The 21,725-nt window shown below is 67.9% G+C and carries 21 protein-coding genes and 1 tRNA gene; 8 read left to right on the forward strand and 14 right to left on the reverse strand.

What is annotated here, in order from left to right:
• Window positions 1–104: 104 nt before the first annotated feature.
• Window positions 105–1,400: an MFS transporter gene (locus ABD693_RS04900; protein ID WP_344695904.1), complete on the forward strand. Its 1,296-nt coding sequence runs from the start codon at window positions 105–107 to the stop codon at window positions 1,398–1,400.
• Here the strand turns inward: ABD693_RS04900 and ABD693_RS04905 are convergent.
• The 3 genes from ABD693_RS04905 to ABD693_RS04915 form a co-directional block, all read right to left on the reverse strand.
• Window positions 1,397–3,700: a CDC48 family AAA ATPase gene (locus ABD693_RS04905; RefSeq protein WP_344695905.1), complete on the reverse strand. Its 2,304-nt coding sequence runs from the start codon at window positions 3,698–3,700 to the stop codon at window positions 1,397–1,399. The genes ABD693_RS04900 and ABD693_RS04905 overlap by 4 nt on opposite strands.
• A gap of 81 nt (window positions 3,701–3,781) precedes the next feature.
• Window positions 3,782–4,543, reverse strand: coding sequence for an SDR family NAD(P)-dependent oxidoreductase (locus ABD693_RS04910; RefSeq protein ID WP_344695906.1), 762 nt, complete (start codon window positions 4,541–4,543; stop codon window positions 3,782–3,784).
• A gap of 23 nt (window positions 4,544–4,566) precedes the next feature.
• Window positions 4,567–5,025 (reverse strand): peptidylprolyl isomerase, encoded by a 459-nt coding sequence (locus ABD693_RS04915; RefSeq protein ID WP_344695907.1) that lies wholly within the window; start codon window positions 5,023–5,025, stop codon window positions 4,567–4,569.
• A gap of 139 nt (window positions 5,026–5,164) precedes the next feature.
• Here ABD693_RS04915 and mgtE point away from each other — a divergent pair, with 139 nt between their 5' ends.
• Complete coding sequence (mgtE, locus tag ABD693_RS04920; protein WP_344695908.1) at window positions 5,165–6,589, forward strand: magnesium transporter; 1,425 nt, start codon at window positions 5,165–5,167, stop codon at window positions 6,587–6,589.
• Window positions 6,590–6,629: 40 nt separating this feature from the next.
• Complete coding sequence (locus ABD693_RS04925; protein WP_344695909.1) at window positions 6,630–7,034, forward strand: DUF1489 family protein; 405 nt, start codon at window positions 6,630–6,632, stop codon at window positions 7,032–7,034.
• On the opposite strand, the gene ABD693_RS04930 is transcribed toward ABD693_RS04925, so the two are convergent.
• From ABD693_RS04930 to dinB, 4 genes are all read right to left on the reverse strand, one after another.
• The gene (locus ABD693_RS04930; RefSeq protein WP_344695910.1) at window positions 7,031–7,726 is read right to left on the reverse strand and encodes a GIN domain-containing protein; all 696 of its coding nucleotides are present in this window, start codon (window positions 7,724–7,726) and stop codon (window positions 7,031–7,033) included. The genes ABD693_RS04925 and ABD693_RS04930 overlap by 4 nt on opposite strands.
• Window positions 7,727–7,770: 44 nt before the next feature.
• The gene (locus ABD693_RS04935) at window positions 7,771–8,493 is read right to left on the reverse strand and encodes a head GIN domain-containing protein (protein WP_344695911.1); all 723 of its coding nucleotides are present in this window, start codon (window positions 8,491–8,493) and stop codon (window positions 7,771–7,773) included.
• 122 nt (window positions 8,494–8,615) lie between these two features.
• On the reverse strand, window positions 8,616–9,155 hold the full coding sequence (locus ABD693_RS04940; protein WP_344695912.1) for a CarD family transcriptional regulator: 540 nt from the start codon (window positions 9,153–9,155) through the stop codon (window positions 8,616–8,618).
• Window positions 9,156–9,335: 180 nt separating this feature from the next.
• Window positions 9,336–10,445, reverse strand: a complete 1,110-nt coding sequence (dinB, locus tag ABD693_RS04945) for a DNA polymerase IV (RefSeq protein ID WP_425567250.1) — start codon at window positions 10,443–10,445, stop codon at window positions 9,336–9,338.
• A gap of 74 nt (window positions 10,446–10,519) precedes the next feature.
• Here dinB and sucC point away from each other — a divergent pair, with 74 nt between their 5' ends.
• The 3 genes from sucC to ABD693_RS04960 all read left to right on the forward strand — a co-directional run bounded on the left by sucC (window position 10,520) and on the right by ABD693_RS04960 (window position 13,512).
• Complete coding sequence (gene sucC, locus ABD693_RS04950; RefSeq protein WP_344695913.1) at window positions 10,520–11,719, forward strand: ADP-forming succinate--CoA ligase subunit beta; 1,200 nt, start codon at window positions 10,520–10,522, stop codon at window positions 11,717–11,719.
• A 114-nt stretch (window positions 11,720–11,833) separates the two neighbouring features.
• Window positions 11,834–12,583: an electron transfer flavoprotein subunit beta/FixA family protein gene (locus ABD693_RS04955; RefSeq protein WP_344697573.1), complete on the forward strand. Its 750-nt coding sequence runs from the start codon at window positions 11,834–11,836 to the stop codon at window positions 12,581–12,583.
• The gene (locus ABD693_RS04960; protein ID WP_344695914.1) at window positions 12,580–13,512 is read left to right on the forward strand and encodes an electron transfer flavoprotein subunit alpha/FixB family protein; all 933 of its coding nucleotides are present in this window, start codon (window positions 12,580–12,582) and stop codon (window positions 13,510–13,512) included. The genes ABD693_RS04955 and ABD693_RS04960 overlap by 4 nt, the downstream gene beginning before the upstream one ends.
• Here the strand turns inward: ABD693_RS04960 and lysA are convergent.
• From lysA to ABD693_RS04980, 4 genes are read right to left on the reverse strand one after another with little or no spacing between them, the layout of a single operon-like run.
• Window positions 13,509–14,768, reverse strand: a complete 1,260-nt coding sequence (lysA, locus tag ABD693_RS04965) for a diaminopimelate decarboxylase (protein WP_344695915.1) — start codon at window positions 14,766–14,768, stop codon at window positions 13,509–13,511. The two genes, ABD693_RS04960 and lysA, sit on opposite strands and share 4 nt — an antisense overlap.
• Before the next feature lie 11 nt (window positions 14,769–14,779).
• Entirely contained in the window at window positions 14,780–15,763 is a 984-nt protein-coding gene (locus ABD693_RS04970) for an arginase family protein (protein ID WP_344695916.1), read from the reverse strand.
• Window positions 15,764–16,984, reverse strand: a complete 1,221-nt coding sequence (gene nhaA, locus ABD693_RS04975) for a Na+/H+ antiporter NhaA (protein WP_344695917.1) — start codon at window positions 16,982–16,984, stop codon at window positions 15,764–15,766.
• A gap of 37 nt (window positions 16,985–17,021) precedes the next feature.
• A complete protein-coding gene (locus tag ABD693_RS04980) occupies window positions 17,022–17,462 on the reverse strand; it encodes an OsmC family protein (RefSeq protein ID WP_344695918.1) in 441 nt (146 codons plus the stop codon).
• Window positions 17,463–17,551: 89 nt separating this feature from the next.
• Here ABD693_RS04980 and ABD693_RS04985 point away from each other — a divergent pair, with 89 nt between their 5' ends.
• Together ABD693_RS04985 and uvsE are read left to right on the forward strand one after the other, a co-directional pair.
• Complete coding sequence (locus tag ABD693_RS04985) at window positions 17,552–18,571, forward strand: phosphoesterase (protein ID WP_344695920.1); 1,020 nt, start codon at window positions 17,552–17,554, stop codon at window positions 18,569–18,571.
• Window positions 18,568–19,746: a UV DNA damage repair endonuclease UvsE gene (uvsE, locus tag ABD693_RS04990; protein WP_344695921.1), complete on the forward strand. Its 1,179-nt coding sequence runs from the start codon at window positions 18,568–18,570 to the stop codon at window positions 19,744–19,746. Before ABD693_RS04985 ends, uvsE begins: the two co-directional genes overlap by 4 nt.
• 45 nt (window positions 19,747–19,791) lie before the next feature.
• Here the strand turns inward: uvsE and ABD693_RS04995 are convergent, their stop codons facing one another.
• From ABD693_RS04995 to ABD693_RS05005, 3 genes are all read right to left on the reverse strand, one after another.
• Window positions 19,792–20,274, reverse strand: a complete 483-nt coding sequence (locus ABD693_RS04995; protein ID WP_344695922.1) for an EF-hand domain-containing protein — start codon at window positions 20,272–20,274, stop codon at window positions 19,792–19,794.
• Between the two features lie 182 nt (window positions 20,275–20,456).
• Window positions 20,457–21,539: a sensor histidine kinase gene (locus tag ABD693_RS05000; protein ID WP_344695923.1), complete on the reverse strand. Its 1,083-nt coding sequence runs from the start codon at window positions 21,537–21,539 to the stop codon at window positions 20,457–20,459.
• Between the two features lie 71 nt (window positions 21,540–21,610).
• A tRNA-Phe gene (locus tag ABD693_RS05005) sits at window positions 21,611–21,686 on the reverse strand.
• Between the last annotated feature and the right edge of the window lie 39 nt (window positions 21,687–21,725).

Below are 21,725 nucleotides of genomic sequence, written 5' to 3' on the forward strand. Positions count from 1 at the left end.
GAAGGCTCCGGCTAAAACGTCGGCAGACGGCTGGGTATAAACCGCTGCAAGAGCAAATGCGGGCCGCCTTGGCAAGTTCCGGTGAGGCGCTAGGAGCTTGGCGCATGGCGGAAGGATCGGCGAAGCGACGGAAAGTGGGCGGATCGGCGCTCACCACGACCCACTTCGTGCTGCTCTTCTCGGCGATGCTGGTGGCCGCAGCGGGCAATACCGCGCTCCAGTCGGTCATGCCCGCGATCGGCCGCGCGATCGGGGTTGCCGATTTCTGGGTCGCCATCGCTTACACCTGGAGCGCGGTCTTGTGGGTGTGGCTCGCGCCCTTGTGGGCCGAGCGGAGCGACACCCATGGCCGCAAGGCGCTGACCCTGCTCGGGCTCGGCGGCTTCATCGTCTCGATGACGCTCTGCGGCTTCGCGCTGATCGCGGGGCTCAAGGGCTGGATCGGGCCGCTCCTGACCTTCGTCCTCTTCGGCCTGTTCCGCGCGATCTACGGTGCGCTCGGCTGCGCGACCCCCAGCGCGACACAGGCCTATCTCGCCTCGCGCACCCGGCGAAGCGCGCGCACCAGCCAGTTGTCGGCCCTGTCCTCGTCCTTCGGGCTCGGGACCATCGTCGGCCCGGCGCTTGCTCCTCTCTTCGTGCTGCCGTTTATCGGGCTTCCGGGGCCGTTGTTCGCCTTCGCCCTCATCGCGCTCGGTGTCTTCGTCGCGATCCAGATCGGGCTCCCCGACGACCGCGGACGGCTCGGGCGCGGACGCGGCGCGGCGATGAGCTATCCGAGCCTCGCCTCGATGATCACCGGCGCCAGCGTCCGCGCGGCGACCGCCCCGACCCGCCAGAAGCGCCTGTCGTGGCGCGACCCGCGGATCCGCGACTGGATCGTCGCGGGAATCGTCGCGGGCCATGCGCAGGCCGCGACGCTGACCTGCCTCGGCTTCTTCATCATCGACACGCTGAAGCTCGCGCCACTCGGCGCCGAGCAGCCGATCGCCATCGTCATGATGGCCGGCGCCGGGGGCACGCTCGCCGCGCAATGGGGGCTCATCCCGAAGCTCAACCTCTCGCCCCGCGCGCTGATCGTCTGGGGTTCGCTGATCGCCGCGGTCGGGCTCGGAATCACCGCCGTGGCGAACGACCTTTACGGCCTTGTCCTCGGATTCGGGCTGGCCTCGATCGGTTTCGGGTTCACCCGCCCAGGCTTCACCGCCGGCGCGAGCCTCGCCGTTCCGCTCGCCGAGCAGGGCGGGGTGGCCGGGGTGATCACCTCGGCCAATGGCATCAGCTATGTCGCCGCCCCCGGGCTCGGCATGGCGCTTTACGCGGCCGACCCGCACCTCCCATTCGGCATTGCCGTCGCGGTGGTGCTGGGCCTCGCCTGGTGGGGACGGCGGCTAGCCTAGGATGGCTTGCCGCCCTCGCGCGGCGTGAGCATCCCCGGGCTGATGAAGCCGATCCCGCCGCGGTCGGGCCGCACGGCATCGCTCTTCAGCGTGTCCTGGATCCGCTCATATTCGGCGAGCATCTCGGGCGTGACCGACGCCCGCGTGTCGGTGAGCGCGAGCTCGAAATCGGCCATGGTCACCTCGCCGCCGTGAAGGTCGCGGCGAAGCGCGGTGAGGCCTGCGCGGCGCGTCAGGTCCTCGAGGTCGGCGCCCGTGAACCGCTCGGTCCGCCGCGCGAGCGTCTCGAGATCGACGTCCTTGGCGAGCGGCATCGACTTGGCGTGGATCGCGAGGATGCGGCGCCGGCCGGCGACATCGGGCGGGCCGACATAGACCAGTTCGTCGAGGCGGCCCGGGCGGAGCAGCGCGGGATCGATCAGGTTCGGCCGGTTGGTCGCGCCGATCAGCACCACGCTCTGCAGTTCCTCGAGCCCGTCCATCTCTGCGAGGATGGTGTTGACCACCCGCTCGGTCACCTGCGGCTCGCCGAACCCGCCGCCGCGCGCGGGCACGAGGCTGTCGAGTTCGTCGATGAAGATCACCGTCGGCGCGACCTGGCGGGCGCGGGCGAACAGGCGGGCGATCTGTTGCTCGCTCTCGCCATACCATTTGGAAAGGAGGTCCGAGCTCTTGATCGAGATGAAATTGGCCTGGCTCTCGCGCGCGGCGGCCTTGGCGAGCAGGGTCTTGCCCGTGCCCGGGGGACCATAGAGCAGGAAGCCCTTGGCCGGACGGATGCCGAGCCGCTTGAAGGCCTCGGGATGCTTCAGGGGAAGCTCGACGCCTTCCTTGAGCTTGGCCGCGGCCGCGTCGAGCCCGCCGACATCGTCCCAGCCGATGGTCGGGACCTGGACCATGACTTCGCGCATCGCCGATGGCTGGACGCGCTTCAGGGCATTGTCGAAGTCGGATGCGAGCACGCTCAGGCGGTCGAGAATCTCGGTCGGGATGGTCCCGTCGGCGAGATTGATCTCAGGCATGATCCGGCGGACCGCCTCGAGCGCGGCCTCGCGGGTCAGGGCGCCGAGGTCGGCGCCGACGAAGCCGTAGGTCCGGCGCGCCAGGTCGTCGAGATCGACGCCGTCGGCCAGCGGCATGCCGCGGGTGTGGATCCCGAGGATTTCGCGGCGGCCCGATTCATCGGGAACGCCGACCACGATCTCGCGGTCGAACCGGCCCGGGCGGCGAAGCGCTTCGTCGATCGCTTCGGGCCGGTTGGTCGCGGCGATGACGACGAGATTCTGACGCGGCTCAAGCCCGTCCATGAGCGTCAGGAGCTGCGCGACGAGGCGCTTCTCGGCCTCGCCCGACACCTGGTCGCGCTTGGGCGCGATCGAATCGATCTCGTCGATGAAGATGATCGAGGGCGCGGCCTGGCTCGCTTCCTCGAAGATCTCGCGCAGGCGCTTTTCCGATTCGCCATAGGCCGAGCCCATGATCTCGGGCCCTGCGATGTGGAAGAATTGCGCGTCGCTCTCGTTGGCGACGGCGCGCGCGAGCCGGGTCTTGCCGGTGCCGGGCGGGCCATGGAGCAGCACGCCCTTGGGCGGATCGACACCGAGGCGCTGAAACAGCTCGGGATGGCGCAGCGGGAGCTCGACCATCTCGCGCAGCGCGTCGATCGTGTCGCGCATGCCGCCGAGGTCGTCATAGGTGACGTCGGCGCGGCGCTCGCCATGCTGCTCGGTATATTCGGGGAGGAGCTCGACCACCGTGTCGCGATCGATGTGGACGATACCCCGCGGCGCGGTCGAGACCACGGCGAGGCGAACTTCCTGCATGGCGAAGGCCGGCGCGTTGAGTAGCTGACGGACATGCTCGGGCATGTCGGCATTGACCCGCTGGTGACCCGCGGTCGCGACCGTGTCGCCGGCGGTCAGCGGGCGCTCGGCGAAGCTGCGTTTCAGCGCTTCGGACGAGCCCTGCAGCCGGACATTGTTCTGGGCCGGCGCGAAGACCACGCGGGTCGCCGGCCGGGAAACCGCCCGATTGACCTCGACGAAATCGCCCGAGCCGACGCCGGCATTGGCGCGCTGAAGACCGTCGAGGCGGATGATGTCGAGGCCCTCGTCATCGCCATAGGGGCGGATCGCGCGGGCCGGGGTCGAGCGCTTGCCGACGATTTCGATCACGTCGCCGTCCGACAGTCCCAGCGCATTCATGATCGACGCGGGGACCCGTGCAAGGCCGCGGCCGCTGTCGGCCGGGGGCAGGTTCGCCACCTGCAGGCGTCGGGTGTCGGTCTCGGTATCGGCCATTCATTGCTCCTTGAAGCGGCCCAACACGAGGCGCGCCAGTCGGTTCAATGTGGGCGAGGCCACGGGTAAATAAAGAGGGACCTACTTGAGCACGCCGGCGATGCGGCGGATGACCGCGCGCGGCAGGAAGCGCGCGCCTTGGGCTCCGACCTTGTTGGCAGCGCCCGGAATGACGATCGCCTTGTTGTCCGACAATCCCGCGAGGCCGGCCGCGACCACGGACCCCGACTGCGCGGAAAGCTTGTCGAAGGTGCTGCCGGCGGCGGGCTCGAACCCGGCCACCGCGCCGAATTCGGTGCTGGTGGGGCCAGGGCAGAGCGCGGTCACGTGAACGCCGGTCCCGCGCACTTCCTCGTGAAGTGCCTCGGTGAAGCTCAGCACATAGGCCTTGGTGGCGAAGTAGACCGCCATGCCGGGACCCGGCTGGAAGGCGGCGGTCGAAGCGACGTTGAGGATGCCGCCGCGCCCGCGCTCGATCATTCCGGGCAGGACGGCGCGGGCAAGCTCGGTCAGCAGCCCGCAATTGAGGTCGATCATCTGCCGCAGGCGCTTGGACTCCTGCTCGGCGACTCGCCCGCGGAGCCCGAAGCCCGCATTGTTGACGAGGCAGTCGACATGCTCGTCATGCGCCGCGATGTCGGCGAGAAGCCGCTCGGCCGCGCCATCTTCGGCGAGATCCATCTCGACCGCGCGGGCCTGGCCGAGTTCGGCCGCCAGCGCCTCGAGCCGGTCCTTGCGCCGCGCGACCAGCACGACGCGCGAGCCTTGCGCGGACATCTGCCGCGCGAAGTCGACGCCGAGACCGGCCGAGGCACCGGTGATGAGGACGATGGGCTTGGTCATCGACGTCTCCTCCTTCAACGAGATCAGGCGACGGTCGCCTTGACGATGGTGCCCGGCTCGCGCGGCGGCTCGCCGACCGGCAGCGCGTCGACATATTCCATGCCGCTCTCGACATTGCCCCAGACCGTATACTGGCGGTCGAGGAAGCGGGCGTCGTCGAAGCAGATGAAGAATTGGCTGTTGGCGGTGTTCGGCTGGTTGGTGCGCGCCATCGAGCAGGTGCCGCGGACGTGCGGCTCGGCGTTGAACTCGGCCTTGAGGTCGGGAAGCTCGCTCCCGCCCATGCCGGTGCCGGTGGGATCGCCGCCCTGCGCCATGAAGCCCGGGATCACGCGATGGAATTTCACCCCGTCGTAGAATCCATCCTTGGCGAGGCCGGCGATCCGCTCGACATGGCCGGGGGCGAGGTCGGGACGGAGCTTGATGACGACGTCGCCGCCGCTCGAAAGGGTCAGGGTCAGGGTCTGCGGCTGATCGGCCATGATGGCTCCTTCAAGAATGTGGGTTGTCGGCCACTTAGGCGCGGCAACAGCGAAGCGCTACCCTGTCCCAAGGGGTGACAAAGCGGGGGCGGCATGACAGGAGGCGCCCACGCGACCGAAGCCGAGGGAGGGCAGGAGCATGAGCGAGCGCAACACCCTCGATGACGAACTGCTCGAGCCCACGGCCGACGAAGCCGAGCGCGACGTCATGGATTCGGAGGATCGCCTCCGCCCGGACTTCGTCGCGGAGGTCCTCGACGCGGTCCACGAAGGCGACGCCGAGACTGCCCGCACGCTGGTCGAGCCGCTTCACCCCGCCGACGTCGCCGACCTCATCGAACTTGCCCGCGCCGACGAGCGCGAGGGACTGGTCGCCGCGCTGGCCGAGCTGGTCGACGCCGAGGTGCTGGCCGAACTCAACGAGCACGTGCGCGAGATCCTCGTCTCGGAAATGGCGCCCGAGCGCGTCGCCGAGCTCGCGGGTGAACTCGATACCGACGACGCGGTCGCGATCATCGAGGATCTCGAGGAGGACGAGCAGCGGGCCGTCCTGCGCGCGATGGAGCCCGACGACCGGGCCGCGATCGAGGAAGCCCTCACCTACGCCGAGGAGACCGCCGGTCGCCTGATGCAGAGGGACCTCATCGCGGTCCCGACGCACTGGAACGTAGGCCAGGTGATCGACTATCTCCGCTCCGAGCCCGACCTCGCGGACGATTTCTGGGAAGTGTTCGTGGTCTCGCCCGCGCACCACCCGGTCGGAACCTGCAAGCTCTCGACCATCCTGCGCTCGCCCCGTGCGACCCGGATCGCCGACATCATGGTCGAGGAGCAGACGCTCATTCCGGTCGGCATGGACCAGGAAGACGTCGCGCTCCGCTTCCAGAAATATGCGCTTGTTTCGGCCGCCGTGGTCGATCCGAGCGGCCGGCTGGTCGGCATGATCACCGTCGACGACATCGTCCACATCATCCAGCAGGAAGCCGGCGAGGACGTGCTGCTGCTGTCAGGCGCGGGCGATGGCGACATCAACGAGCCGCTCGCCCCGACCATCCGGCGGCGGCTGACCTGGCTGGTGATCAATCTCGGCACGGCGATCCTCGCGGCGAGCGTCGTCGGTTTCTTCCAAAGCGAAATCGCGGCCTTCGCCCTGCTCGCGGTACTGATGCCGATCGTCTCGGGCATGGGCGGCAATGCCGGCACGCAGACGCTGGCGGTGACCGTCCGCGCGCTCGCGACCAACCAGCTGACCAGCTCGAACACGGTCCGGATGTTCGGCCGCGAGTTCAAGATCGCTCTGGCGAACGGCCTGTCGCTGGGCGTGCTGATCGGTTGCGGCGTCGCCTTCCTGTTCCACAATCCGATGCTCGGAATGGTGATCGCGGCGGCGATGATCATAAACAATCTCGTCGCCGGGATCGTCGGGATCATGGTGCCGGTGACGCTCGAGCGGCTCCGGATCGACCCCGCCGTCTCCTCCGCGGTGTTCGTCACCACCGCGACCGACGTCATGGGCTTCTTCAGCTTCCTCGGACTTGCGGCGGCGGTCGGTCTTCACGGCTAAGCGCTTGATTTCGGCGGGGCCCGCACCGCATATCGGCCGCGTGCCGCTTCACCTCACCAAAGTCGCCGTCGGGTGCCGGACCATTCCGGCGCTCGAAAAGCGAATCGCCAGCCGCGCCAGCGGCGGGGAGGTGCGCGTGGTCACGCGGATGCGACCCAAGCGCATGGCCGAAATCCTCGAAGGGGGCGCGTTGTTCTGGATCGTCCAGCACCGGCTCGTCGCCTGCCAGAAGATCCTCCGCTTCGACGACCGGCCCGACGGGCGGCTCGACATCGTGTGCAGCGAGGAGTTGCTGTCGATTCCGACCGTGCCCAAGCGCGCGCATCAGGGATGGCGCTATCTCGCGCCCGAGGATGCCCCGCATCCGGGCGACAATGACGACAGCGGGCTGAGCCTCATCCCGCCGACCATGTATGCCAAGCTTGCCGCGCTGGCGCTGCTTTAGCGCGAGTCCCTGCAGCCGCTGATCGCGACCGAGCCGCTGGCGCGGACCGTGCAGGCGGGATTGCCGAGCACCTTCACCGTCACCGGCCCTGCGATGTTGAGGGTCGCGCGACTTTTCGCGGTCAGCGCGACGTCGCCCGCACCGTCGGCGGCGAGCGTCACTTCATCCACGGCGAGCTGGTCGGCCTGGAGCGCCGCGGTGCCGCGGCCGACATAGCTGCCGACCTTGCCCCGGCCCGCGAGGCGTAGCGCGCCGCTGCCTTGCGCCGATGCATTGATCCGGTCGGCGGAGACGTTGCCGACGCTGAGCACGCCCGACCCCTGCATGGCGACGTCGACCGAAAGCCCGTCCATCCGGTCGATGGCGAGGCTGCCTGCGCCAACCAGCAAGGCGGTTCGCAGCGACGGCGTCGAAAGCCGGATCGACACCGGCGTCGCCGATCCGCTCCAGCCGCTGCCGCTCCGCTGGCGAAGGATCAAGGTGGTCCCCTCGACGCGAAGGTCGATCGCGTCGAGCGAGGCCGCGCTGCCCTCCGCGCGTGCCGAGGGCGCGCGGCCGGTCGCCAGCGTGACGGCATAGGGTCCCTCGACGCGGATCCGGTCGAAGCTCGTTACCGAGAAATTGCGGGGGAGGCCGGCGGCGCCGACCGGCGTGGTCGCGGCCAGGAGGAAGAGGGCGAGAAAGCGGGTCATGCCGCATCCTCGCCCCGAATGGTTAATGGCGGGTCAAAGGCCGCTCACGAGCAGCGGATGTCGCCGCTGCCCTGTTTGCTCGACTGGCACTTGGCGCCGCCGGTGATCTCGATGTCGCCCGACCCCGCGATGCTCGCCTGCGCCGTGCCGGTCGCCTGCGCCTTGAGGTCGCCGCTCCCCGCGATCGAGGCCCTGGCATTGGTCGCGACCAGCTTCGAGCCGTCGAGGTCGCCCGAGCCGCTGATCGAATAGGTCGCATTCTCAGCCTTGCCGGCAAGGGTCGCCGAGCCCGAGCCGGCGATCTTCATGGCCACGTCACGGACCTGCACGTCGCCGACCCTGAGGTCCCCGCTGCCCGAGATCTGGCCGGCGAAGCGCTCGCCCGACACGCGGTCGAGGTTGATCCCGCCCGAGCCCGCGATCGCGGCGTCGTTGATTTGCCGGGCGCTGACGGTGACGGTTGCATGGCCACTCCCCCGGCTGAAGAAGCTCAGCATCGTCTTCTGCTTGGTTCGGATCCGTAGCGTGCCGTTCTCGACCACCACTTCCATGGTGTCGACCAGCTTCTGCGGCCCCTGGACCGACACCGACGGTGCCTTGCCCGTCGCGACATTGACGTCGAACGGTCCGGACACCGCGATCCCGTCGAAGTCCCCGACCGTGAAGCTGCGACTGGCCGACGGGCCGGCGTCCTCGGCGCTCCCGACCGAGCAGGCCCCGGCAAGGAGCGCGGCGGTCGAGACGATGGCGATGTGATGGCAACGCATGGGCACTCCCCTGTGCTTGGCTGTATTATGTAACCAATACACAAGAAGCGGAAATGGCACAAACGAAAAAGGCGCCACCCTCGCGGGCAGCGCCTCTTTCACGGCCGGTCATGGCGAGGATTTTAGTCCTCGACCACTTCCTTGGTCTTCTGGTGGATGACCGCGGCCTTGTTAAGGATCTCGTGGATCTTGGCCAGCGCCGACTTCTCGTCGGTCTGCTCCATCGCACCGAGTTCGCGCGCCAGGCGCGAGGCGGCGGCCTCGAAGATCTGCCGCTCCGAATAGCTCTGCTCGGGGGCATCGTCCGGACGGAACAGGTCGCGGGTCACCTCGGCGATCGACGACAGGTCGCCCGAGTTGATCTTGGCTTCATATTCCTGGGCGCGGCGCGACCACATGGTGCGCTTGACCTTGGGCTTGCCCTTGAGGGTCTCGAGCGCGGCCAGCATGGTCTTGTCGCTGCTGAGCTTGCGCATTCCCACCGAGTCGGCCTTGTTGACCGGCACGCGGAGCGTCATCTTCTCTTTTTCGAAACGGAGAACGTAGAGCTGCAGGCTGGTGCCCGCGATTTCAGTGCTCTGCAATTCAACTACGCGACCAACACCATGCTTGGGGTAAACCACATAATCGCCAACGTCGAAGCTAAGGGCCTTCGCTGCCATTCTTCACCTTTCCAGATGCGAGATGCGGATAATGGCTCGGTACGGCGCCCCCAAGTCGCCCCGCGGCCATCGACATCTCTGTGCGGACAGTGCCTGTCTTAAAACAGTGGTTGCGAACAAGGCCGCACGCTTGGATCAGCGATACGGCCCCTCTGTCACAAGCTTATAACACAAGTGCATTCAAATCGCTAGCCCCAGTTGGCGGGGTACCGCGTCGTTAACCTCGATTAGGTTGGAAAGGCCAAGCCCGAGCAGCCGGACGCCCTTGGGCACCGGCAGGAGCTGGTCGAGAAGGAGGTGCCCGGCCGCCGCGAAGGTCGCGGGATCGCTGACCGGATCGACGAAGCTCCTGGCCCGGCTGATCAATTCGAAATCGCTGTACTTGACCTTGAGGGTCACCGTCCGCCCCTGCGTCTGGTGCCGCGCGATCCGGTCCCAGGCGAGACCCGCCACCCGCTCGAGCTGGGCATGGAGGTCCTCGGCCAAGCGATAATCCTGGTCGAAGGTGCGTTCGGCGCTGACCGACTTGGCGATGCGGTGGCTGCGGACCGGCCGCTCGTCGAGCCCGCGCGCGATCCGCCAGTACCAATCGCCCGACGAACCGAACCGGCCTTTCAATTCGTCGAGGCTCAATTGCTGGAGGTCGGCGCCGGTCAGGATCCCCATCCGCTCGAGCCGCTCGGCGGTCTTGGGGCCGATCCCGTGGAAGCGCCCGACCGGCAGCGAGGCGATGTAGCGCTGGGCCTGCTCGGGCCGGATGACGCACAATCCGTCGGGCTTGTTCTGATCGCTCGCAAGCTTGGCGATGAACTTGCAATAGGACACGCCGGCCGAAGCAGTGAGGCCGGTTTCCTCGCGGATGCGCCGCCGGATCGCCTCGGCGATCGCCCGCGCCGAGCCCAGGCCGTGGCGATCCTCGCTGACGTCGAGATAGGCCTCGTCGAGGCTCAAGGGCTCGATATGGTCGGTGTAGTCGGCGAAGATCGCGCGAATCTGAGTGGAGACCGCGCGATAGGCCTCGAACCGGGGCTTCACGAACACGAGATCGGGGCATTTGCGCCTGGCGGTGACCGACGGCATGGCCGAGCGCACCCCGAATACCCGCGCCTCGTAGCTCGCCGCCGCGACCACCCCGCGATGTCCGCCGCCCACCGCGACCGGCTTGCCGCGCAGCTCGGGGTTGTCGCGCTGCTCGACGCTGGCGAAAAACGCATCCATGTCGACGTGAATGATCTTGCGCACCGGAGGCGGTGCATCCGCGATGATCTTCTCGGCCGGCGACGCGTTCACGCCCCGTTCCCTAACTTGGCTTGGGCGAAGAGTCATGCTTTAGGGCCGGCAAACCTCATCTCCCGGGAAGATTCATGAACATCCACGAATATCAGGCCAAGGAATTGCTCGCGAAGTACGGCGTCGCCGTCCCCGCCGGCCATGCTGCCATGAGCGTCGAGGAAGCGGTCGAAGCCGCCAAGCGACTCCCCGGACCCCTGTGGGTCGTCAAGGCGCAGATCCACGCCGGCGGCCGCGGCAAGGGCAAGTTCAAGGAGCTGGGCCCCGACGCCAAGGGCGGCGTCCGCCTTGCGAAGTCGATCGAGGAAGTCCGCGCGGCGGCCGAGGAAATGCTCGGCAAGACGCTGGTCACCATCCAGACCGGCGAGCACGGCAAGCAGGTCCAGCGCCTCTACATCACTGACGGCGTCGACATCGCGAAGGAATATTATCTCGCGCTCCTCGTCGATCGCGAGACCGGCCGGATCGCGGTGGTCGCCTCGACCGAGGGCGGCATGGACATCGAGACCGTGGCGCACGACACGCCCGAGAAGATCCACACCATCACCATCGATCCCGCGACCGGACTGATGCCGCACCACGGCCGCGCCGTGGCCGCCGCGCTCGGCCTCACCGGCGATCTCGCCAAGCAGGCCGCCAAGGTGCTCGCCGGCCTCTACGCCGCTTTCCTCGGCAGCGACGCCGAGCAGATCGAGATCAACCCGCTCGCGGTCACCGACGGCGGCCAGCTCATGGTCCTCGATGCCAAGGTCGGCTTCGACGGCAACGCCATGTTCCGCCACAAGGACATCGCCGAGCTTCGCGACCTGACCGAAGAGGATCCGATGGAGGTCGAGGCGTCCAAGTACGACCTCGCCTACATCAAGCTCGACGGCGACATCGGCTGCATGGTCAACGGCGCGGGCCTCGCCATGGCGACGATGGACATCATCAAGCTGAACGGCGCCTTCCCGGCCAACTTCCTCGACGTCGGCGGCGGCGCCAACAAGGAAAAGGTCACCGCGGCGTTCAAGATCATCCTCGCCGATCCGGCCGTGAAGGGAATCCTGGTCAACATCTTCGGCGGCATCATGAAGTGCGACATCATCGCCGACGGCATCGTCGCCGCCGCGCGCGAGGTGGACCTCAAGGTCCCGCTGGTGGTTCGTCTCGAGGGCACCAACGTCCAGCAGGGCAAGGACATCCTCGCGAACTCCGGCCTGCCGATCGTCGCCGCCAACGACCTCGGCGATGCGGCCGCGAAGATCGTCGCGGAAGTGAAGAAGGCGGCCTGAGCCGCGGATGACGTCACCCCGGCCTTGAGCCGGGGTCCATCTTCCTTCCCACGCATTTAGGAAGGAAGTCATGTTGATGTCGGTTCCAGACCGGCATGACGAAAAGGGATGGACATGAAGGTACTCGTCGCGGTCAAGCGCGTGATCGATTATAACGTGAAGCCCCGGGTGAAGATGGACGGCACCGGCGTCGATCTCGCCAACGTCAAGATGAGCATGAACCCCTTCGACGAAATTGCCGTCGAGGAAGCCATCCGACTCAAAGAAAAGGCCGGCGCGACCGAGATCGTGGTCGTCTCGGTCGGCCCGCAGAAGGCGCAGGAGACGATCCGCACCGCGCTCGCCATGGGCGCCGACCGCGGCATCCTCGTCCAGACCGACGACGAGATCGAGCCGCTCGGCGTCGCCAAGATCCTCGCCAAGATCGTCGAGGAAGAGCAGCCGCAGGTCGTGCTCCTCGGCAAGCAGGCGATCGACGACGATTCGAGCCAGGTCGGGCAGATGCTCGGCGCGCTCACCGGCTACGGCCAGGGCACCTTCGCCTCGAAGGTCGAGATCAATGGCGACAGCGCGCACGTCACGCGCGAAGTCGACGGCGGCCTCGAGACCGTGGCGATCAAGCTGCCGGCGATCGTCACCACCGACCTTCGCCTGAACGATCCGCGTTATCCCTCGCTGCCCAACATCATGAAGGCCAAGGCCAAGCCGATGGCGACCAAGTCGCCCGCCGATTACGGCGTCGACACCGCGCCGCGGCTCGAGACCCTCAAGGTCGTCGAACCCGCCAAGCGTCAGGGCGGCGCCAAGGTCGGGTCGGTCGACGAACTGGTTGCCAAGCTCAAGTCTCTCGGAGTTGTCGCATGAAGATCCTGGTTCTCGGCGAACACGCCCACGGCAAGGTCAAGGATTCGACCCTCGCCACACTCGGTGCCGCGGCCAAGCTGGGCGGCGAGACCGACCTGTTGCTGATCGGTTCGGATGCGCAGGGCGCGGCGGACGATGCGAAGAGCATCGGCGGTGTGGCCAAGGTGCTGGTGGCCGCCGACGCGGGCCTCGATCACGAGCTTGCCGAAAGCGTCGCTCCGATGCTCCACACGCTGATGGAGGGCTATGACGTCCTCCTCGCCAGCTCGACCACCACCGGTCGCAACATCGCGCCGCGCGTCGCCGCCTTGCTCGACGTCGCGCAGGTCAGCGACATCATCGCGGTCGAGGGTCCGGACACGTTCCAGCGCCCGATCTACGCCGGCAACGCCATCGCCACCGTCCGCTCGAAAGACGCCAAGAAGGTGATCACCGTCCGCGGCACCGCCTTCACCAAGGCCGAGCGCGGCGCAGGTTCGGCGTCGGTCGAAAGCGTCGACGCGGCTGTTTCCAACGCGGTGTCGACGTTCGTCTCGGCCGAGGCGTCCGAGTCCGAGCGGCCCGAGCTGACCAGCGCCAAGATCATCGTCTCGGGCGGTCGTGCGCTCGGCTCCTCGGACCAGTTCCACGCGCTGATCGATCCGCTCGCCGACAAGCTCGGCGCCGCGGTCGGTGCCAGCCGCGCGGCGGTCGACGCGGGCTATGCGCCGAACGACTATCAGGTCGGGCAGACCGGCAAGATCGTCGCGCCGGAGCTCTATGTCGCGGTCGGCATTTCGGGTGCGATCCAGCACCTTGCGGGGATGAAGGATTCGAAGGTCATCGTCGCGATCAACAAGGACGAGGAAGCGCCGATCTTCCAGATCGCCGACGTCGGCCTCGTCGGCGACCTGTTCAAGCTGGTCCCCGAACTGACCGAAAAGCTTTAACGCCAGTCGGGATCGACCTCGGCGCAGTCGCTGAGGTCGATCCGCTTGCGGACCAGCGCCCACCGGTCGCCGTCGACCAGCACCTCGGGCGTCAGCGGACGGCTGTTGTAGCCATTGGCCATGGTCGCTCCGTAGGCGCCCGCGGTGCGGAAGAGGACGAGGTCGCCCGCCTCGACCGCGTCCATCTCGCGGGCCATGGCGAAAGTGTCGCCGCTTTCGCAGACGGGACCCACGACGTTGACCGTCGCTTTTGCGCCGCGGGGCGTGACCGCCTCGATCCCGTGCCAGGCATCGTAGAGCGCGGGGCGCATCAGGTCGTTCATCCCCGCATCGACGATCAGCCAGGGATGGCTTGCGCCCGGCTTGACCCGCACCACGCGGGTCAGCAGCACCCCGGCGTTGCCGACGATCAGCCGCCCGGGCTCGAACACCAGCCGGCAGTTCCAGTCGGCCGTCACCCGCCGGACCATCGCGCCATAAGCTTCGGGAAGCGCGGGCTGGGGCTGGTCGGCGCCGTGGGGCACACCGAGGCCTCCGCCAAGGTCGGCGAGGCGGATGTCGCTCCCTTGGGCGCGAAGCGCGCCGATCAGCTCGCCGAGCCGCCGGAACGCGGCCTCGAGCGGCGCGATGCTGACAAGCTGGCTGCCGATGTGGACGGTGATCCCCTGCACCTTCAGGCCCGGCAGCCGCTCGGCCTCGGCATAGGCGCCAAGCGCCTCGGCGGCGGGGATGCCGAACTTGTTGTCGGCGGTGCCGGTGGTGATCTTGGCGTGGGTGCCCGCCTCGACATCGGGATTGATCCGGAAGCCGATCGGCGCACTCTTCCCCTGCGCGTCGGCGATGGCCGACAGCATCCGCGCTTCCTCGATGCTCTCCGCGTTGAACTGGAGCACGCCGCCGGCCAGCGCCTCGGCCATTTCCTCGGCGGTCTTGCCGACGCCCGAGAAGACGATCCGCTCGGGCGCGATGCCCGCCGCCCGCGCCCGGCGATATTCCCCGATCGAGACCACGTCCGCCCCGAGCCCGCAGCCCTGCAGCACCCGCAGCACCGCGCCATTGGGATTGGCCTTGACCGCATAGGCCACGAGCGGCTCGCCCGATCCGCAGCCCGCGACCGCATCGAGCATCACCTCGGCGTGACGCTTCATCGTCGCCACCGAATAGACGTAGACAGGGGTGCCGACCGCCTCGGCGATGGCGGTGAGCGGCACGTCCTCGGCGTGAAGGCTGCCGCTGCGGTTGGCGAAATGGTCCATGGCTTCGCGGCCTAGAAGCCCGACAGGAACCCCGCAACATTGTGGCCGAGCGCGTCCACCGCATATCCGCCCTCGAGCACCACCAGGGTCGGCAAGCCGAGCGCCGCACAGCGTCGGCCGAGCTTCGCATAATCGCCGGTGCGGATCGCGAAATGGCTGATCGGATCGCCCTCGAAGGTGTCCGCGCCGAAGCTCACCACGAGGAGGTCGGGTGCGTCCTCGCCGAGCCACTCGCACGCCTGCGCCAAGGCTGCGTCATAGGCCGCGACGCCCGTACCGCGCGGAAGCGGGAGATTGAGGACATTGCCGCCGCTTTCTTCGGCATGGCCCCAGAAAAACGGGTAGTCGGTTCGCGGATCGGCGTGGAGCGAGGCGAAGCGAACCCCCTCGTGCCAGACAACGATGTCCTGCGTCCCGTTGCCGTGATGATAGTCGAGATCGAGGATGGCGGTCTGCCGGCCACTCGCCAGCGCAGCCACCGCCGCCCAGTTGACATAGGAATAGCCGCCCATGAACGCCGCGCCGGCATGATGGCCGGGTGGGCGGGTCAGCGCGAAGGCATGCTCCCCACCCTGCACCGCATCCAAAGCGGCAAGCAACGTGTCCGTCCCCGCCTCGAGCGCGCCCCATGTCCCCGCCGCGATCGGCGCGCAGGTGTCATAGGCATAGGCCCCGACCCGCGCGTCGATCCGCTGGAGGTCGAGCGGCCGCCGCTGGACCGGAAAGGCATAGGGCAGGACGTCGCCGGTGCGCCCCTCGGCCAGCCACTCGTCATGCGCGCAGGCGAGGAGGTCGAGATACTCCCCGTCATGTGCCAACCGCATCGCCGCGCGAAGCTCCTCCGCGCTGCGGCGATCCGGTGCTTCGGTCGGGGGCAGGGCAGCGAGGATCGAATCGATCCGCCCCGGCACGTCGGCGGCCGGATGCAGCGCGCCATTGAAGAATTCATGGGCCGGATCGTGCGCCCGCTGCCGCTCGTCCCAGAAGCACCGCATCTAGCGATGGACCGGTGCGGCCTGGGGGTCGTTGCAGACGGTCGGGTCGCGGTCCGCATCTTCGCCGAAGATCTCGTCGCATTCGTCGCGCTCGATCGCGTCGTCGGGCGTCGGCTTGGTCATCAGCAACAGCACCGTGCCGACGATCCCCGACAGCAGCGACCCGAGCAAAGTCCCGATCTTCGCCTCGTCAATCAGCAGCCGCTCGGTGAAGGCCAGTTCGCCGATGAACAGGCTCATGGTGAAGCCGACCCCGCACAGCAAGGCCGCGCCGTAGACGTGGGTCCAGCGCAGCGACGCGGGCTTGCGCGCGAGGCCGACCCGGTCGGCCAGCCAGATGGCACCGAACACGCCGACCTGCTTGCCGACGAACAGGCCCGCCGCGATCGCGATCGGCAGGGTGTCGAACAATTGGTCGAGGCCGCCGATCGTCACGCCCGCGCTGGCGAGGCCGAAGACCGGCACGATCCCGAACATCACCACCGGGTGGAGCTTGTGCTCGAGGAGCTTGAGCGGCGAGCGCGCTTCGCCGCGGCCGAGCGGGATGGTCAGCGCGGCCACCACCCCGGCGATGGTCGCGTGCACGCCCGACAGGAACACCGCCAGCCAAAGCGTGGGGAACAGCAGCAGATAGGGCCAAAGCTTTCGGACGCCGAACATGTTGAGCGCCGCCATGGCGCCGACCAGCCCGAGCGCGGTGCCCAGCGCGGTGAGGTCGATGTCGGCCGTGTAGAAGAGCGCGATGATCGCGACCGCGCCGATGTCGTCGATGATCGCGATCGTGACGAGCAGCAGCTTGATCCCCGCCGGCGCGCGGGAGCCCAGCAGCGCCAGCAGGCCGAGCGCGAAGGCGATGTCGGTCGCGGCCGGGATCGCCCAGCCTGGCGACAAGACGGGGTCGAAGCCCGTGACGAGCTTGTAGACCAGCGCCGGTGCCGCCATGCCGACCGCCGCGGCGATGATCGGCAGCCGCCGGGCCTCGGCGGTCGCGAGCTGTCCGTCATACCATTCGCGCTTCACCTCCAGCCCGACGAGCAGGAAGAACAAGGCCATCAGCGCGTCGGCGATCCAGTAATGGACCGAGAGCGGCCCGACCTTCGCCTCGAGAAGCGCGTGATAGGCGTGGGCGAGCGGGCTGTTGGCGATGGCCAGCGCCAGCGCCGCCGCTCCCATGAGGAGCAATCCCGCCGTCCGGTCGCCGCTGTTCGCCCCTGCCGCCATGGAATGGCTTTGCCCCGTGCGGCAGGGGCGCGCAAGGTCAGGCGGTCGCGGCGGCCTTCACCTCGACCTCGAGCTCCATCTCGGCATTCAGCAGCTTCGAGATCGGGCAATTGGCCTTGGCTTCCTCGGCGAGGCGGCGAAGCTCGGCTTCCTCGATGCCCGGCACGCTGGCGACCAGCTTCAGGTCCGAACGACTCACCTTGAAGCCCGCGCCATCCTGGTCGAGCTTGACCTTGGCTTCGGTTTCGAGCGTCCCTTCCGAGTGGCCCGCACCGGCGAGCGCGAAGCTCAGCGCCATGGTGAAGCAGCTCGCGTGCGCGGCGGCGATCAGCTCCTCGGGATTGGTCCCGGGCTCACCCTCGAAACGGGTGTTGAAGCCGTAGCGGCTCTGGTCGAGGACCTTCGACTGGGTTGAGACCCAGCCCTTGCCGGTCTTGCCGAGGCCTTCGTAGCGCGCGGTGGCCGAACGGGTAATCATGCTAATTCTCCTGGATCTGATGGACCATAAGACAGGTGGGGTACGTCACGCCTGACGCAACGGTCGGGGGCCAAGGCCGTTCAATGGTCATGGCATGCGATGCTCCCACGGCCGCGGCGGCCTTCGGCGACTGGCTTGGAAAGGCCGGCCCGCGCCCGCTGATTCTCGGCCATTTCGATGCCGACGGCCTCGGCGCGGTCGCGATCCTCGCCCGCTCGCTGCTCGGCGCCGAGGTGCGCCTCGTCGGCAAGGGCGAGACGCCGTGGAGCGACCATGTCCGCGCCGAACTCGAGGCCCGACGCCCGTCCGCCATCGTCGCCACCGACCTCGGCGTGCGCGAGGGCGACATCCTGCCGGGCACGCCGACCTGCCTCCTCGACCACCACGTCCCCACCGGCATGCCGGGTGACGCGCTGGTCATCAGCGGCAACGGCTGCACTCCAGAACCCACGTCGGCGCTGCTCGCTTACTGGGCGTGCGGCAGCCCCGATCCTCTCCTCTGGCTCGCCGCGATCGGCTTGATCGGCGACATGGCCGAGGAGAAGGGCTTTGCCGAAATGGCCGCGGCCCAGCGTCGCTACGGCAAGACCGCGCTTCGCCAGGCCGTCAGCCTGATCAACGCGCCTCGCCGCACCGCCGCGGCCGATGCCGCGCCCGCGCTCGCCCTCCTGATGAAGTGCGACAACCCGAAGGAACTGCTTTCGGGCGAGCATCCCGAGACCGCGCTTCTCCTCGCTGCCAAGGAAGAGGTGAAGGGCGCGATGGAGGTCGCGAAGAGGATCGCGCCCAAGGTGCGCGGCGATGTCGCGCTCATCCCGGTCGACAGCCCGTGCCAGATCCATCCCCTGATCGCCCAGCAGTGGCGGACGCGCCTCAAGGACAAGGTCGTGATCGCCGCCAACAAGGCCTATCGCCCCGGCTGGGTCCACTTTGCCGCGCGCACCGCCGCCGGCCACGACCTCATCCGCTTCTTCGCCGACCGCCGGCCGCAAGGCGCTGGCAGCGAATATGGCAGCGGCCATCGCGCGGCGAGCGGCGGCGCACTCAAGATTCCCGACTGGAACCGCTTCGTCGCGGACCTCGGCTTTCCGGAGGAACAGATCGCGTGACCATCGACCCCAACCGTCCCCTGCGCCTCGGCTTTCCGGTGAAAGTGATGGGCGTCCCGGGCCTCAAATCAGGCGACAGCCGCCGCTGGCAGAAGGACCCGCACCTGAAATGCAGCCTCGAGCTGCTCGACGGCGTGCTCGACTATCTCAAGAAGGTCGAGATCGACATGTACCGGCTGAGCTCGGACATCGCGCCCTACGCGACCCACCCCGACATGCCGCAATTCCACAATATGGTGGCCGAAAGCGACGCCGAGCTGGCGGCGTTCGGCAAGAAGGCGCGCGAACTCGACATCCGCCTCTCCTTTCACCCCTCGCAATATGTGCTGCTGAACAGCCCCGACCCCGACCTCACCGCCAAGTCGATCTGGGACCTGTCGAGCCAGGCCGAGATGCTCGACCGCATGGGCTGCGGGCCCGAGGCGGTGCTCGTCACCCATGTCGGCGGAGTCTATGGCGACCGCGAGGCATCGCGCGCCCGCTGGATCGAGGGCTACAACCGCTGCCCCGAGCATGTGAAGCGCCGCCTCGTCCTCGAAAATGACGACATCCGCTTCTCGGCTGCCGACGTCCTGTGGATCACCGAGCGCTGCGGCGTGCCCTGCGTCTTCGACTACCAGCACTTCTGGTGCCTCAACCCCGAGCGGCTCGACATGCGCGACACGCTCGAGAAGATCCTCGCCACCTGGCCGACAGGCGTGCGGCCCAAGATCCACTTCTCCTCGCCGCGCACCGAGCTGCGCGAAGTGAAGCGCAAGATCACGCCCAAGCAGCGCGAAGCCGCGATGGCGGGCAAGAAAGCCAAGGTGAAGGAACTGACCCGCGCCCCCGTCAAGCCGACCGCGCGCGTGAAGACCGTCCTCCTGCCGCCGATCTGGACCGGCCACAGCGACTTCACCAACCCGTTCGAATTCGCGACCTTCATGCGCCATGCCAAAGGACTCGAATTCGACGTGATGATGGAGGGCAAGGCGAAGGACGTGTCGATCATCAAGCTGCGGCCCGATCTCCTCCGCTTCGCGCCCGACGTCGCCGCCCGCTTCGGCATCTATCCCGACGATGCGGAGGAGCTGGCCGCGCAGGACCGCGCGCTGGAGAAGGGAGTCAGCGCCGAGGACGAGCCCGATGTCGACGAAGGCGACTTGGTCGCGGCGCCGGAAGAGGAACTGGCCTGAGCGGCAAAACGCCGCCCCGGTGGTCCCGGAGCGGCGCTTGCACCCTTACTGGCCGAGGTAGGCGGTCAGCTCGGCCTTGCTGACGCTGCCGCTCTTGTCGGCATCGGCCTTCTTGAACGAGGCCGCGAGATAGCCGCTGGTCGGCTTCTTCCCGCCGCTCGCCGTCTGCAGCGCGCTGATCCAGCTGTTGAACTCGGTCTTGCTCAACGCGTCGTTGCTGTTCTTGTCATAGCTGGCCCATTCCGAATCGATCACGCTTCCGGCCTGCGTCTGGTTGCTCGCACTGACGGGCGAGGCGGGGGTTGCCGGCGTCGCGGGCGTCGCGGGCGTCGCGGCGGTCGACGACGTGTCCGGAACCGCGGGCGACAGCGGATCGCTCGGCGGCGTAGCCGGGGTCGCGGGGCTCGCGGGGGTGGCCGGGGTCACCGGACCGGCGACCGGCTGGCCGTTCTCGGCCGGGGGCGCGGTCTGCGCCATGGCGGCCGAACCGGCAAGCAACGTCGAGGCGGCAAGAAGGGTCTTGAGCATGGAGTGTCTCCAGGATTGAAAAGGGAAGGTCAGCCCGCGGCCGACACGTCCCTATCAACCATGTTCCGCTCCTCCGGTGCCTCCGCGCATCCGGCGACAGGCACACCCCGCCTGTCAAACTTGCGTTAAGTTGCAAATGGTTAGCGAGGCGCCCGCTTCGGGTGGATGCTGCAGCGGGCTGTTCAGACCGGTCGTGGGGTGACGATGATCTCGGTTCGGTAGCCCTCGCCATCGTGCCCGCTCGTCACGGTCCCGCTGAGCTGCTGCGCCGAATGGGCGATGAGCCGCAGCCCGATGCCGGTCCGGCTGCGCGGCTCGGTGGTCGCGGGCCGCGATCCAGTGTCCTGGCAGGTCAGCCGGTAGCGACCGCCCTCGAGCGCTTCGCCGCGGAAAATGATCGCGCCCTTGCCGTCGCCGACCGAATGCTTGACCGCATTGGCGGCAAGCTCGTTCACGATCGTGCCAAGATTGGCGGCCTCACGCGCTTCCACGTCGAGCGGATCGAACTGACCCGTCACTGACACTGCCGGCGGCTGCGACTGGTCGATCAGCTTGACCACCTCGCCCAGATAAGCGGCGAGGTCGACCCGCCGCTGACTGCCGTCGCTGAGGTGGCGGTGGAGCAGCGACACGGTGTCGATCTGCTGCGCCACGCGGTCGAGCACCTGGCCGGCGTGCGGATCCTCCTCAGACCGGCGCTCGAGCCGGACGAAGGCGGCCACGGTGCTCAGCGAGTTCTTGATCCGGTGATCCATTTCGTTGCGCAGCACGGCCTCGGACGCGATGACCTGGCGCAGTTCGATCTGAGTCATGACCTGCCGGGCGAGGACTTCGAGCGCGTCGCGCTGCAGCGGCGTCAGGGTGCGTGGCTTCCGGTCGAGCACGCAGAGCGTGCCCAAGGGAACACCCGCAGCCGTGCGGAGCAGCGCGCCCGCATAGAAGCGCATGCCGTCCTCGCCGGCGCAAAGCGGATTGTCGCGGGTCCGCTCGTCGGCGTGCGTATCGGGGATTTCGACGAAGTCATTCTCGCGGATCACATGCGCGCAGATCGAGCTTTCGAGCGGCGTCTCGCTGCAGCCGAGCCCGACCTCGGCCTTGAACCACTGCCGGTCGGCGTCGACCAGCGACACGAGGCTTACCGGGACGTCGCACAGGCGCGCCGCCAGGGTCACGATGTCGTCAAAGTCCCGTTCCCGCGGGGTATCGAGAATATTGTAGGACCGAAGCACGCCAAGGCGGGGATCGAGCAGATCGTCAGACGACACGTACGCCAAACCCCTTCCTGTCAGACCCCTTCAACCGGTTGCCATCGATTGTGGCGCTAATGGGGAAGGGGTGGTGCCCAGAGCCGGGATCGAACCAGCGACACTGCGATTTTCAGTCGCATGCTCTACCAACTGAGCTATCTGGGCCCACGGTCACGCGGGCAGGCCGAACGGCCTTGCGAGCGG

Origin of the sequence: Sphingomonas rosea, from assembly GCF_039538065.1 — a bacterium.
Taxonomy (GTDB): domain Bacteria; phylum Pseudomonadota; class Alphaproteobacteria; order Sphingomonadales; family Sphingomonadaceae; genus Sphingomicrobium; species Sphingomicrobium rosea.